Here is a 12,860-nt window from a genome sequence, read left to right as displayed (position 1 = left end):
GCAGGGCGGCCCGCCCGCATCCGCAGGACGATCGGCGCCACGCATGGTTCTTGACCTCGTCGTCATCGGCCTCGCCATCAATGTGGGCCCTCTGCACAACAGCGCGTTCATCCTGCTGCTCTCCGCGCCCCGCGGTGTCCGGAAGGGACTGGCTTTCATCCTGGCGTGGCTCGGCTGTCTGGTCCTGGTGCTCGCCGTGGTGATTCTGCTGACCGGTGGCAAGCCGCCGGCTCCCCGAAGCGCGCCCTCCACGGTCGCCCTGGCGCTCAAACTGGCGCTGGGTATCGGAATGGTGGTCTACGCGGAGTCGAAACGGCGCCGGAGCGGCAGCGGGCGGCCGCACGCGACCCCCAAGTGGCTGGGGAGGCTGGACAGCGCCTCCGGATGGACCGCCGCGGGGCTGGGCGTCATTCTGCAGCCCTGGGGTCTGGTCGCCGCGGGCGCCGCCACGGTCGTCCAGGCGCATCTGTCCTCGCTCGGCTCGTACGTGGCGCTGATGGCCTTCTGCCTGCTCGCCACCTCCGGCCTGATCGCGATGGAGTTGTACACGACGTTCCGGCCCGCGAAGTCCCGCGCGAAGCTCGGTGCGTTGCGCGACTGGACCGAGAGTCATCAGGATCAGGTGATCGTCACGTTGTCCCTGCTGGTCGGAGTGTGGCTGGTCGCGAAGAGCATTTACCAGCTCGTCTGATCCACGTTTCCCTACGTCCGGCCGAGCATGCCCGATCCATGATCTCGTTCTCCGTCGTGCGTGCCTGATCGGTGCGCGGACTCCCGGCCGGGCACGCCTGATCCGTGATCTCGCCCTCCGTCGTGCGCGCCTGATCCGTGCCCCGATTCCCCGTCGTGCGCGCCGTGTTCCACGGCATGCACAACGTCCCGCCGGGCATGCCGGAACGCGGCGCGGCGTTGGGGTCCGCGCCGTGGTGCCAGGGGCTCTGACGTGGGCTCTTCCGGTGTTCCTCCGCTCCCCACCTGGGCTTGTCATGGACCTGGACAGCGCCACACGCGGCGTGCTGTCATGCCAACGGCCAATCCTTCCAACGTTGTACATCGTGTGGCAACGAGTCGCCACCCTTCCTCACCAAGGAGGATCCGTGCGCATCGACAAGAGACTGATTCTGTTCCTGGCAGGCGCTGTCGGCGCCGCCGGACTGTCCGCCGTACCCGCCGCGTCGGCGGCCGGGCAGCAGTCCGGAGGCTCCGCCGAAGTGCAGGGGCTGAAGGGGGAGTACTACACCCAGTCCGCCCCGGGCGCCTTCGACTTCGGGGAGCTCAAGGCCACCGGATTCGATCCCTCCATCGACTTCCCGACCCTGGAGTCGCGGCTGACCTCGGCCACCGGACAGGCGGACGACGCCAGCATCCGGTGGACCGGGAAGATCGTGCCGGAGAAGTCCGGCGCTCATACGTTCTCCATGATCGGGGACAACGGCTTCCGCCTCTGGATCGACGGGAAGCCGGTCATCGACCACTGGGTCGACGACTGGGAACGGGAACAGACCTCCCAGCCCGTCGAGTTGACCGCCGGTACCGCCTACGACTTCAAGGTGGAGTTCTTCGAGCACCAGGGAGGCTCCAACCTCCATCTCAAGTGGACCGAACCGGGCGGCACGAAGGTGCCGGTACCGCAGTCGGCCTTCCGGCTGCCCGACGACTTCGCGTACGACGGGGCCGTAGGTGCCACCGTGCTCGCCGACGGCCGCACCCTCAAGCTCGACTTCGCACAGAAGCTGGGCGCCCTGCCGGCCGGTCTGGTGAACCACCTGGACGTCGTGATCGGCGGGGCCGAGTGGCCGCTCGGGGCGGTCAAGGCCGACCCGGCCGACCCGCGGAGTCTGACCGTCGCCCTCAAGGAGCCGGTCGTCGGGAACAAGGCCGGTGACGCCACGGGCCTGGCCGACATCCGCTACGACGGGGACGGCGCACTGTCCGGCGAGGACGGCAAGGCGGTCGGTGCCTTCTGGTCCAGCGGGCCCAACCACTCCATGTACCAGCTCCGCACGAAGTGGGCCGACGAGGTCGGGCCGAAGAACGCCCTGCCCGAGTATCCGCGTCCCCAGCTCACCCGTGACAACTGGCAGAACCTCAACGGTTCCTGGGAGTTCGCCGCGGCGAGGGCGGGGGAGCAGCCGCCGGTGGGCAGGAAGCTCGGCGAGAAGATCCTCGTCCCGTACCCGGTCGAGTCGCAGCTCTCCGGGATCGAACGGCACGAGGACCGCATGTGGTACCGCCGGACCTTCACCGTCCCGAAGGACTGGAAGGTGGGCTCGGGCAAGCGTCTCCAGCTGAACTTCGGGGCCGTGGACTGGCAGTCCGAGGTGTACGTCAACGGCCACAAGGTCGCCGAACACAAGGGCGGCTACGACAAGTTCGGCGCCGATGTCACCGACGCGCTGGAACCCGGCCGCACCCAGGAACTGATCGTCGGCGTCTACGACCCGACCGACGCCGCGGACGGCGAGAACCCGCCGATGGGCAAGCAGCGCCTGGACCCGAGCGGCATCTGGTACACCCCGTCCTCCGGCATCTGGCAGACCGTCTGGATGGAGCCGGTCGCGGCCGACCACGCGGACTCCCTGAAGCTCACCCCGGACGTCCCGGGCGAGAGCGTCGCCGTCGAGGTGCGCGGGGTACGGGACGGGGTCCCGGTCACGGCGACCGCGTACGACGGGAGGCGCAAGGTCGCTACCGCCACCGGCCGGACCGGATCGGCGCTGACGGTGCCCGTCCCGGACCCGCACCTGTGGTCCGCCGACGATCCGCACCTCTACCAGCTGAAGGTCACCGTCGGGTCCGACCGGGTCGGCAGCTACTTCGGGATGCGGTCCATCGCCGTCGAGAAGGTGAACGGCACCCCGCGCACCGTTCTCAACGGCAAGCCGGTCTTCCTGATGGCCACCCTCGACCAGGGTTTCTGGCCGGACGGGCTGCACACCGCACCCACCGACGAGGCGCTCGCGTACGACCTGAAGATGCACAAGGCGCTGGGCTTCAACTCGGTCCGCAAGCACATCAAGGTCGAGCCCGACCGCTGGTTCTACTGGGCGGACAAGCTGGGTCTGATGGTCTGGCAGGACATGCCGGCGATGAACACCGTCAACCCGTCGGCCGCCGCGCGTGCCGAGTACGAGCACGAGATGAAGGAGATGATCGACGAACACTCCAGCCACCCGTCCGTCGTCATGTGGGTCACCTTCAACGAGGGCTGGGGCCAGTACGACGAGGCCCGGATCGCCGACCAGGCCAAGGCGTGGGACCCGACACGCCTGGTCAACAGCATGTCCGGCATCAACCTCGGCGTCGACGGCGGCACCGGGGACATCATCGACGAGCACGGCTACCCGAGCCCCGCGCTGCCGAAGCCGGACGGTCGACGGGCCCTGATCAGCGGCGAGTACGGCGGACTCGGCCTGGCGGTGCCGGGCCACGCCTGGGCCGTGCAGCAGTCGTACATCGCGGTCGACCCGGCCACCTACACCGACGACTACCTCACCAAGCTCGACGAGGTCCACGCGCTGGCCTGCAAGGGCGGCAACGGCGCCGTGTACACACAGATCTCCGACGTGGAAGGCGAGCTGAACGGTCTGTTCACCTACGACCGCAGGGTCGTCAAGCCCGATGTGAAGCGGGTCCACGACGCTCAACAGGCGCTGATCCGCGACGCGTCGAAGCCGGTCGTGGCGGGCTGCCCCGCCGCATGACCTTGCGTGCCGCTCCGGTCCGCCCCGCAGCGGGCGGACCGGAGCGGCACCGTCCGACCCCTTGACGCGGATCAACGGGGAACCAAGAATGATCGCGCTCTGACAACGTTGTCCGAAGGAGTATCCCCATGCACCGGACCCCACGGCCACGCCTGCGCGGCCCCGCGGCCGCACTCGCCGCCGTCGCGCTTCTGGGCGGTGTCCTCACCACCGGGGCCACGGCCCAGGCCGCGCCCCGGACCGACGGCCGGCTGACCGACCTGGTCAACCCGTTCATCGGCACCCAGAACGAGGGCAACACCTACCCCGGCGCCTCCGTGCCCTTCGGCATGGTGCAGCTCTCCCCGGACACCGGTCACAACACCGGCTACGACTACGGCGAGAACCACATCCGCGGCTTCTCCTCGGTCCATCTCTCCGGCGTCGGCTGCGGCCTGGGCGGCGACCTGCCGACCCTGCCCACCACCGGTGACGTCACCGAGACCGACTACGCGAAGTACGCGGCCGAGTTCAGCCACGACGACGAGAAGGCGAGCCCCGGCTACTACAAGGTCGGGCTCAGGACCGGCATCGAGGCCGAACTGACCGCGACGCAGCGCACCGGCGTCCAGCGCTACACCTTCCCGGCCACCGAGAAGGCCAACGTCCTGCTCAACGCGGGCCAGTCGCTGCACAGGACGCTCTCGTCCAAGGTCGAGATCCTGGACGACCACACCGTGCGGACCGCGATCACCGGCAGCGGATTCTGCCAGGACACCAAGCCGTACACGGTCTACACCGTCACCCACTTCGACCGGCCGTTCACCACGTCCGGTACGTGGAACGGCGACACCGTCACCGAGGGTTCGAAGCGGTCCTCGGCCACCGACGCCCGCAACGGTGCCTGGCTGCGCTTCGACACCACCAAGGACCGCACGGTCGAGGCCACCACCTCGCTGAGCTACGTCGACGCCAAGGGCGCCGCGCTCAACCTCCGCGCCGAGGGCGGCCGCAGCTTCGACCGCGTCGAGCGCGCCGCGCAGCGCAGCTGGGAGGACCGCCTCGAAGGCGTGAAGGCCCAGGGCGGAAGCGACGAACTGCGCCGCACCTTCTACTCCTCGCTCTACCGCTCCTTCCTCGCGCCCAACGTCGGCAGCGACGTCGACGGCCGCTACACCGGCTGGGACCAGAAGAAGCACCGCGCGAAGAACTTCACCTACTACCAGAACTGGTCGCTCTGGGACACGTACCGCACCCAGGCCCAGCTCCTCTCGCTGCTCGCCCCGCGCGAGTCCCGCGACATGGCGATATCCGTCCTGCGGATCGACGCCGAGAGCGGCTGGCTGCCCAAGTGGGGCTACGGCACCGTCGAGACGAACATCATGACCGGCGACCCGGTCACCCCCTTCCTCACCAACGCCTACCAGCAGGGTCTGCTGAAGGGGTATGAGGAGGAGGCGTTCCGCGCCCTGAAGAAGAACGCCGACGGGGTGCCCGCCACGGACTCCGCACCGGTGGGCCGCGAGGCCAACGTCGAGTACCTGAAGGACGGCTACGCCCCGTACATCAAGGACCGTCCGCACGCCAAGCCCGGCGACTCCGACTACGACCACGGCGCCTCCGCCACCCTGGAGTACGCCCTGTCCGACGGCATGCTCGCCGAGATGGCCCGCGACCTCGGCCACGACGCCGACGCCGCACGCTACGACGCCCGCGCCCAGAACTACCGGAAGATATTCGACCCTTCCACCGGCTTCTTCCGTGCCCGCGACGCCTCCGGTGCCTTCACCGGCCCCGTCGACCCGGCGCAGAGCGAGGGCTTCCACGAGGGCACGTCCTGGCAGTACCAGTGGATGGTGCCGCAGGACATCCCGGGCATGGTCGGCCTGATCGGCGGCAAGGATGCCGCCAACCAGCGCCTCGACTCCTTCTTCGCTTACGACAAGCTCCTCGCCGACCCGGCGAAGACCGCGCGCGAGGTGTGGGTCAACGGCCCGTACGCGTACTACAACGCCGACAAGTACAACCCGCAGAACGAGCCCGACCTCATCGCCCCGTACACCTATCTCTCCACCGGCCAGCCGTGGAAGACGACCGATGTGGTCCACGCAGCCCTGACGCTCTTCACCAACGGGCCGACCGGCATGACGGGCAATGACGACCTGGGCACCATGTCCGCCTGGATGGTCCTCTCCTCGATCGGTGTCTTCCCGGTCCAGCCGGGCACCGACACCTGGGGTCTGTCCACGCCGGCCTTCGAGCGCGTCGACATCGAGCTCGACCGCCGGTACTACCCGCACGGATCGCTCACCGTGAGCGCGCCCGGGGCCTCGGACACCGACCGGTACATCCAGTCGGCCCGGCTCGACGGTGCGCAGCAGTCGCGCACGTACCTCACGACGGACGACATCCGCTCGGGCCGCTCGCTCTCTTTCACGGTGGGCAGCGAGCCGTCGGCCTGGGGCACCTCGCCCGAGGACGCTCCGCCCGCGCTGGGCTGACCCGGCACCGCACCGCATGTGAGCGCCCCTTCCCTCGTCCGAAGAGGGAAGGGGCGCTCACATGCCGTGGCCTCAGGCGGGCGGCGGCGGGTCGATCGCCTCGGCTACGGTCGGGAAGACCGGAAGGGCGCTGTCGAGGCCGAGCACTCCGATGAGCCGTTCCATGAACGGGGACGGCGCGGCGAGCCGCAGTCGGGGGCCCAGCAGGGTCTGGCCCTGAAGAAGCACGTTCACCGTCGTCGAGTCCGCGAAACTCACTTCGGAGAGGTCGACGACGACCGGTTCACCGCCGTTCGATGCCGCGCTCTCCAGCGCGGCGCCGAGCGGGGCGACGTTGTCGATGTCGAGGTCGCCCGTCACGGCGAGGACCAGCGCTCCGGGGTCCTGGCGTGGGACGATTCTCATGGCTCTGCCGGCGCTGGGGGATGGAAGCACGGTCACCTCGTGATGCACTGGACGGCGGGGGATGAAGCCGGTTGGTGTGGACGGTCCGGTGCAAGTCCGTCCCTGCTCGCGGCGGGTGTCGGCCAACGATAGAAGTAACAGTTGCCATTTGACAACATTCTTCGGTGGGTAACAATCTGTACCCAATGATCAACGTACGCACCCCCTCGAGGAGTGCCTCAGTACGCGGAAGCAGGGGCTCGATGAAGCTAGGCGCTGTCCGCGATGTCGTCGCGGAGCCGGTCGGCCGGGCTCCGGCCGGCAGCGAGACGCTGCGACGCGGCCGAGTGGAAGGCGGCCAGTCCTTCGGCGAGCGCCGCCACCTCGGCGGGTTTCATCTGCTCCAGCACGGCGGAGAGCTCGCGCGTGCGGATCGCCCGGCACTCCTCCAGAAGGGCGCGGCCCCGCACGGTCAGCCGGAGCTCGACCTCGCGGCGGCTGGTCGGGCTGGGATCCCGCTGGACGAGGCCCATGGCCTCCATCCGGTCGCAGAGCCTGCTCACCGACGGGGCGCGCGAACCGAGCGCCTCACCGAGCGAGCGGAGGTTGCTGCCCTCCTGCCTCTCGATCACGAGCAGGGCCCGCAGCTGCGAGGGCGAGACCGTGCCGGGAGGCGCGGCCTCCTGACCGCGCCCCCACAGCACCTCCAGCAGTTCGGAGGCGGCGCAGACATCCTCGGAGACCCGCTCGAGACGGTGAGGAAGGCCGGTGCGGTGGGGCATCCATCCACTCTGTCATCCGGAGCGGCCTCCTGTCAGCCCGGCCCCACCCCTGTCACCCGGCGAAGAATGAGCGGAAGACCGTGAACGCCCGTACCGAAATCGAACGAGCCGTGCGCGCCGCCACGCCGCACGCCCTGGTGGAGACGGTGCGCGACGCACTCGCCACCGCGTACGACGCGCGGTCCGTCGAGCTGCTGCTGGCTGACTACGGGATGACCGTGCTCAAGCCGGTCGGCACCGCACCGGGGCACGAACGTGCTGTGTCGATGCACAACAGCCCGCAGGGCCGTGCCTTCGGCAGCCAGCGTCCGCACGAGGAGCCGGCCGACCACGGCGACCAGGCCGACCATCACTTTCCCGTGACGGTGCGCGGTGAGCGCCTCGGAGTCCTCAGCGTCCGCCTCCCGGCGGACGGGGCCACCCCGCAGGCCATGGACGAGCTGGCCCAGGTGGCCGACCTCCTGGGACACGAGATCGTAGTGGCGGAACGGGGCACCGACCACTACCAGCGGGCCCGCCGCATCACCCGGCTCACGCTCGCCGCTGAGATGCAGTGGCAACTGCTCCCTGCCAGGTCCTTCACCGCGGCCGAGTACGCGATCGGCGCGCAGCTGGAACCCGCCTACGCCGTCCACGGGGACAATTTCGACTGGGCCGCAGACGGTGACCAGCTGACTGTCTCCGTGACCAACGGCCAGGGCGAGGGCATCCAGGCCTCCTTGCTCACCAACCTCGCGGTGAACGCGTTGCGCAACGCCAGAAGGGCCGGCATCGGCATCGAGGACCAAGCCGCCCTCGCCGACCAGGCGCTGTATGAGCAGCACCGCGGCAGCGCACATGTGTCGACCCTGCTGCTCCGCTTCGACCTCGACACCGGAACGGTCGGCGCAGTGGACGCGGGCTCCCCGCAGCTGTGGCGGCTGCGCGGCCGGACGGTCGCCCGGATGGAACTGGACGCCCAGCTGCCGCTCGGCATGTTCGAGGAGTCGCAGTACGTGGTCCAGAACCTCCGGGCACTCCCCGGCGACCGGCTGCTGCTCGTCAGCGACGGGGTGTACGACACCGTGTCACCTCTCGGCGAGGCGTACGTGGAGCGTGGCCTGGCCAGGGCGATCCTTGCGACGCGGCTGCTGCCCGCAGCGTCGGTCCCGGGCGCCGTCCTGCGTGAACTCGCGGACTACCGCGACGCGGAAACGCTCGATGATGCTCTGGTCGTCTGCATCGACTGGTTCGGCAGACAGGGGCGTGACGGCTGATCCCGCGGCCCGTGCGCCGCCGGAGCCGGTCAGCTGCTGAGCATGAACTCGGCACGGATGCGCTTGCCGACCGGCACCCGCTCGGCCGTCAGGCGGTCGCACAGGGCCACGACGATCTCCATGCCGTGGCCGCCGAGCCGGCTCGGGTCGGGGGCGTAGAAGACCGGGAGCGCGCTGCTGCTGTCGTACACCGTGACGCTGATGCGCTCGGCGGTGCCTTCGAGTTCCAGCAGGTAGGGACCGTGGCTGTAGCGGTCGGCATTGGTGACCAGCTCGCTCACGGCGAGCATCAGATCGTTGCGGGTGTGAGTGCCGAGTACGGCTGTCCATTCAGCCACGAGCCGCGCGAGAAAGCGGTCGGCCAGCGCGCGTGCCTGGGAGATGCACCCCGGTTCGCCGTCGAAGACCTCGGCGCTGTGCAGTGCCTCCGTGGGCGGAGAACTCTTCGGGGAGTCGTCCGGCCGGGAGATGGCCTGTTCGTTCATGTGCTCCAGCCAGGGCGCAGCGGGGGAGGCCGTGGACCTCTCTTCTCGCTGATCGTGTACCCGCGCCGGGAGATCCCACTCACGAGTGATGTCAGCAGATATTACGCCCGTCCGGGAAGCCGCACCACGGTCACGAAGAACTCGTCGATCTGGCGGACCGCCGCGATGAACTGGTCGAGGTCGACCGGCTTCGTGACGTAGGCGTTCGCATGCAGTTTGTAGCTGCGCAGGATGTCCTCCTCGGCGGAGGACGTGGTCAGCACGACCACGGGAATGAGCGAGAGCTCGGGGTCCTGCTTGATCTGCTCCAGCACCTGGCGCCCGTCGTACTTGGGCAGGTTCAGGTCGAGCAGGATCAGGTCGGGACGCGGGGCGTCACCATAGGTGCCGCGGCGGTAGAGGAAGTCGAGCGCTTCCTGCCCGTCGCGGACCACATGGAGGGTGTTGCGGATCTTGTTGTCCTCGAACGCCTCACGCGTCATGAGCTCGTCGCCGGGGTCGTCCTCGACGAGAAGGACCTCGATGGGCTGTACGGGGTTGGTCACGCGGTGTCTCCATTGGTCTCGTCGGGGCCGGCCGTTTCCTCGGCCGCTGCCGGGGAGGTGTCGGCGTCGGCGGGCAGGCAGAAGTGGATGCGAGTGCCCTGGCGGGGTTCGCGGTCGAGCCAGATCCGGCCGCCGTGGAACTCGATGATTTTGCGGCAGAGGGCGAGTCCGATGCCCGTTCCGTCGTACTCGTCGCGGGCGTGCAGACGCTGGAAGATGACGAAGACCTTCTCGGCGAACTCGGGAGCGATCCCGATGCCGTTGTCCGTCACGGTGAAGTGCCAGACGTCCTCCTCCCGCACACAGCCGACCGTGATGACGCACGGCTCGTCCGGGCGCCGGAACTTCACCGCGTTCCCGATCAGGTTCTGCCAGATCATCGCGAGCGTCGTCGCGTCGCCGTTCACCTCGGGCAGCGGGTCCGCACGCACGATCGTGGTTTCCGACTCCTCGATGACGAGTGCCAGATTTGCCAGGCCACGGTCCAGCGCGCGGTCGAGGTCGACGGTGCTCCAGCTGTCATGGACCCGGCCGACCCGGGAGAAGGTGAGCAGGTCGTTGATGAGCACCTGCATTCGCTTGGCGCCGTCGACCGCGAAGTCGATGTACTGCTTGCCGCGCGCGTCCAGCTCGCTCCCGTACCGCTTGTCCAGCAGTTGGCAGAACGACGCGACCTTCCGCAGCGGTTCCTGGAGGTCGTGCGAGGCGACGTAGGCGAACTGTTCCAGCTCGGAGTTGGAGCGGCGGAGCTCCTCCGTCTGCTGTGCCAGCAGCTCCTCGCGCTCCTGGGAGGCGTCGAGCTCCTCGACCAGCCGGCACCGCATGTCCTCGACGGCGGCGGCCACGGCCCGTACGTCGGACGGCCCACGCACCTGGATCCGTCGCCGGAAGGTGCCGGACCGCACCTGGCGGGAGGCCTCGGCCAGGGCCTTGAGTGGCCGTCCCACCACCCGGTGCAGCAGCAGGCTGAGGGCGATCACGCACACGACGAAACAGGCCACCAGTGAGATCAGCGTCTTGTCGCGTGTGGCACGTGCGTCGTCGAGCTGGGCGCGCGCGTGGTCCCTGGCGGTGTCGAGATGGGACTGCTGCACGGTGTAGAGCTGCCGGAGTCTGTCGAAGGCGGCCTTGCTCCCGGCAGTCCTGGCGGACGACCGGCCCTCAGGGCCGTCACGCCGGACGGCGGCGATCAGCGGTTCGGCATGCTCCTTGCGCCACTGTGCCGAGGCGGCGGCGATCCGGTCCAGATCGTGGGTGTACGGCTCGCCGTCACCCATGGCGGCGCGGACCCGTGCCATGCGCTGCCGCTCGTCGCGCTTCCCGCTCGCGTACGGCTGGAGGAAGGAGGGGTCGCCGGTGAGGGCGTAGCCACGGACCCCGGTCTCCTGGTCGAGCAGCGCGTTCTGCAGTTGGAAGGAGGCCGAGCGGGCCGGCTGGATGCGGTCGACCAGCTCGGTGGTCCGGTCGGATATTCGGGCCAGGACGAGTCCGCCGGCCACCAGGCAGCCGCACACGACCAGGACGAAGCAGGCCAGGATCAGATGGACCCAGTTCTGGACCGAAAGCCGCGCCAGCCGTCCCGGCCGCTGCGGGGTGTCGTCCGGTGAGTCACTGCTCATGAGCTGTCCTTTTTCCAGGCGAGATGCAGCACGGCCACATCGTCGGCGAGGCCGCCGTAGGGGGCAGCCCCCTCGGAGGCGCCTGCGACCAGCGCGTCGACGAACGGCCGGGCCGGCAGCGTCGCCCGGTCGCGGGCCATGGCCAGCAGTCCTTCCTCGCCCAGCCGGGTGTCCGGCCCGGTACGGCCTTCGAACAGCCCGTCGGTGAAGAGTACGAGTCCGGCGCCGGACGCCAGCGCGTGCTCGGTCGAGACCCACTGTCCGTGGCCCGGCAGCAGCCCGAGCGCGATCCCGCCCTCGGGCTCCACCCAGTCGATGTCCGTGCCGTGGCGCAGCAGGAGCCCCGGGTGTCCCGCCCTGACGATGCGGACGTGGTCCCCGCCGGGCGGAAAGACGAGCGAGGTGACGGTCGCGAAGACATGGGGGTCCGAACGCTCGGCGACGAGCATCTCCTCGAGCAGTGCGAGCTGTTCGAGCTGGTCGGTGCCGCACAGGACCGCGGTGCGCCAGGCCACCCGCAGGCAGACCCCGAGCGCGGCCTCCGCCGCACCGTGCCCGGACACGTCGCCGATCACGGCGTGCACCGTACCGTCGGCTCTCTGGACCACGTCGTAGAAGTCGCCGCTGAGCAGACCGTGGGCACGGCCCGGCTCGTAACGGGCGACGGCCTCGAAGGAGTCGTCGTTCAGCAGCGGGACGGGCAGCAGTCCTCGTTCGAGGCGCGCGTTCTCCTGGGCCATCAGCTGAGTGGAGCGAAGGGCGGCCGCGGCCCGCTCGACGTGCTTGCGCTGGAGGGCGTAGCGGACCGCGCGCGACAACGCCTGCGGGTCGATCCGCCCCTTGACGAGATAGTCCTGCGCACCCGTGGCCACCGCGTCGAGCCCCGCCTCGGCCTCCGCCAGGCCGGTCAGCACCACGATGGCGGCGTCCGGGGTGGTCTCCAGGATCCGTTTCACGGCACTCAGTCCGTGCACATCGGGAAGGTGCAGGTCCAGCAGTACGCAGACGGGTGTCCGGCGGCGGCTCAGGAAGGTCAGCGCCTCGGTCAGTGTCTTGCACCAGGTGAGCGCGGAGTCCAGTTCGCCGTCGGCGAGCATCTCCTCGACCAGCAGAGCGTCGCCGGCGTCGTCCTCGACCAGGAGGATGGCTGCGTCGACGTCCCAGACGGAAGGCCGTTCACCCGGTACCGAGCCGGCCTGCACGGGAAACGCCGCCGGGACCGGCTGCCGGGTGTGGGAGCCGGTACGCATCTCAGCCACGGTTCACCCTCTCGTCGCGCCCGAGCGGGCCGCCAGTCTTCGCCCCGCAGCATATGTGAACAACGCCCGCCGCTCTGCGGTCGGGGCGGGCGTCGTCCAGCCGCCGAAGGGGGTTCGGGCCACGGTGGTTCAGCTCGGGGGGATGTCGCCGGTGAGCTTCTCCAGCCTGAGCAGATCGTGCGGGGCAATGCCGGCGAGCCCGGAAACCGCGTCGATGTCAGCGCCCGCGCGGACCGCGAGCACCGCTTCCAGTTCTACGTCCGCGCGGGAGGCGTCGGCTGCCGCCTCGGCGTCACGAAGCCGGTGCACGGCCAGTTCCAGTGGGGAGAGATCCATGGGACGGGAT

At 69.5% G+C, this 12,860-nt stretch carries 11 protein-coding genes; 4 read left to right on the top strand and 7 right to left on the bottom strand.

Annotation, left to right across the window (positions count from 1 at the left end; genetic code table 11):
* Positions 1–43: 43 nt before the first annotated feature.
* The 3 genes from ABT025_RS13220 to ABT025_RS13210 all read left to right on the top strand — a co-directional run bounded on the left by ABT025_RS13220 (position 44) and on the right by ABT025_RS13210 (position 6,184).
* Entirely contained in the window at positions 44–691 is a 648-nt protein-coding gene (locus ABT025_RS13220) for a GAP family protein (RefSeq protein ID WP_350993194.1), read from the top strand.
* Between the two features lie 406 nt (positions 692–1,097).
* A complete protein-coding gene (locus tag ABT025_RS13215) occupies positions 1,098–3,704 on the top strand; it encodes a PA14 domain-containing protein (RefSeq protein WP_350993192.1) in 2,607 nt (868 codons plus the stop codon).
* Between the two features lie 128 nt (positions 3,705–3,832).
* Positions 3,833–6,184 (top strand): GH92 family glycosyl hydrolase, encoded by a 2,352-nt coding sequence (locus tag ABT025_RS13210; RefSeq protein ID WP_350993190.1) that lies wholly within the window; start codon positions 3,833–3,835, stop codon positions 6,182–6,184.
* A gap of 72 nt (positions 6,185–6,256) precedes the next feature.
* On the opposite strand, the gene ABT025_RS13205 is transcribed toward ABT025_RS13210, so the two are convergent.
* Both ABT025_RS13205 and ABT025_RS13200 read right to left on the bottom strand, forming a co-directional pair.
* Positions 6,257–6,589, bottom strand: a complete 333-nt coding sequence (locus ABT025_RS13205; protein ID WP_350993188.1) for an STAS domain-containing protein — start codon at positions 6,587–6,589, stop codon at positions 6,257–6,259.
* Positions 6,590–6,837: 248 nt separating this feature from the next.
* Positions 6,838–7,350 (bottom strand): MarR family winged helix-turn-helix transcriptional regulator, encoded by a 513-nt coding sequence (locus ABT025_RS13200; protein WP_350993186.1) that lies wholly within the window; start codon positions 7,348–7,350, stop codon positions 6,838–6,840.
* Between the two features lie 80 nt (positions 7,351–7,430).
* Here ABT025_RS13200 and ABT025_RS13195 point away from each other — a divergent pair, with 80 nt between their 5' ends.
* Complete coding sequence (locus ABT025_RS13195; protein ID WP_350993184.1) at positions 7,431–8,606, top strand: PP2C family protein-serine/threonine phosphatase; 1,176 nt, start codon at positions 7,431–7,433, stop codon at positions 8,604–8,606.
* A gap of 29 nt (positions 8,607–8,635) precedes the next feature.
* On the opposite strand, the gene ABT025_RS13190 is transcribed toward ABT025_RS13195, so the two are convergent.
* The 5 genes from ABT025_RS13190 to ABT025_RS13170 all read right to left on the bottom strand — a co-directional run bounded on the left by ABT025_RS13190 (position 8,636) and on the right by ABT025_RS13170 (position 12,850).
* A complete protein-coding gene (locus ABT025_RS13190; protein ID WP_350993182.1) occupies positions 8,636–9,091 on the bottom strand; it encodes an ATP-binding protein in 456 nt (151 codons plus the stop codon).
* 101 nt (positions 9,092–9,192) lie between these two features.
* Complete coding sequence (locus ABT025_RS13185; RefSeq protein WP_350993180.1) at positions 9,193–9,636, bottom strand: response regulator; 444 nt, start codon at positions 9,634–9,636, stop codon at positions 9,193–9,195.
* Complete coding sequence (locus tag ABT025_RS13180; protein WP_350993179.1) at positions 9,633–11,255, bottom strand: sensor histidine kinase; 1,623 nt, start codon at positions 11,253–11,255, stop codon at positions 9,633–9,635. Before ABT025_RS13180 ends, ABT025_RS13185 begins: the two co-directional genes overlap by 4 nt.
* On the bottom strand, positions 11,252–12,514 hold the full coding sequence (locus ABT025_RS13175; RefSeq protein ID WP_502971935.1) for a PP2C family protein-serine/threonine phosphatase: 1,263 nt from the start codon (positions 12,512–12,514) through the stop codon (positions 11,252–11,254). The genes ABT025_RS13180 and ABT025_RS13175 overlap by 4 nt, the downstream gene beginning before the upstream one ends.
* Positions 12,515–12,643: 129 nt before the next feature.
* Positions 12,644–12,850, bottom strand: a complete 207-nt coding sequence (locus tag ABT025_RS13170) for a hypothetical protein (protein WP_350993177.1) — start codon at positions 12,848–12,850, stop codon at positions 12,644–12,646.
* Between the last annotated feature and the right edge of the window lie 10 nt (positions 12,851–12,860).

This window comes from Streptomyces sp. NPDC002809 (genome assembly GCF_040295435.1).
In the GTDB taxonomy this organism is placed as follows: domain Bacteria; phylum Actinomycetota; class Actinomycetes; order Streptomycetales; family Streptomycetaceae; genus Streptomyces.
The sequence above is the reverse complement of the archived record's forward strand: the minus strand, read 5'-3'. Positions and strand labels throughout refer to the sequence as shown.

Bases quoted from the DNA above. Each gene is read 5' to 3' on its own strand.
- ABT025_RS13220 (WP_350993194.1), top strand. From the start codon at position 44: ATGGTTCTTGACCTCGTCGTCATCGGCCTCGCCATCAATGTGGGCCCT.
- ABT025_RS13210 (WP_350993190.1), top strand. From the start codon at position 3,833: ATGCACCGGACCCCACGGCCACGCCTGCGCGGCCCCGCGGCCGCACTC.
- ABT025_RS13205 (WP_350993188.1), bottom strand. From the start codon at position 6,589: ATGAGAATCGTCCCACGCCAGGACCCCGGAGCGCTGGTCCTCGCCGTG.
- ABT025_RS13200 (WP_350993186.1), bottom strand. From the start codon at position 7,350: ATGCCCCACCGCACCGGCCTTCCTCACCGTCTCGAGCGGGTCTCCGAG.
- ABT025_RS13190 (WP_350993182.1), bottom strand. From the start codon at position 9,091: ATGAACGAACAGGCCATCTCCCGGCCGGACGACTCCCCGAAGAGTTCT.
- ABT025_RS13180 (WP_350993179.1), bottom strand. From the start codon at position 11,255: ATGAGCAGTGACTCACCGGACGACACCCCGCAGCGGCCGGGACGGCTG.
- ABT025_RS13170 (WP_350993177.1), bottom strand. From the start codon at position 12,850: ATGGATCTCTCCCCACTGGAACTGGCCGTGCACCGGCTTCGTGACGCC.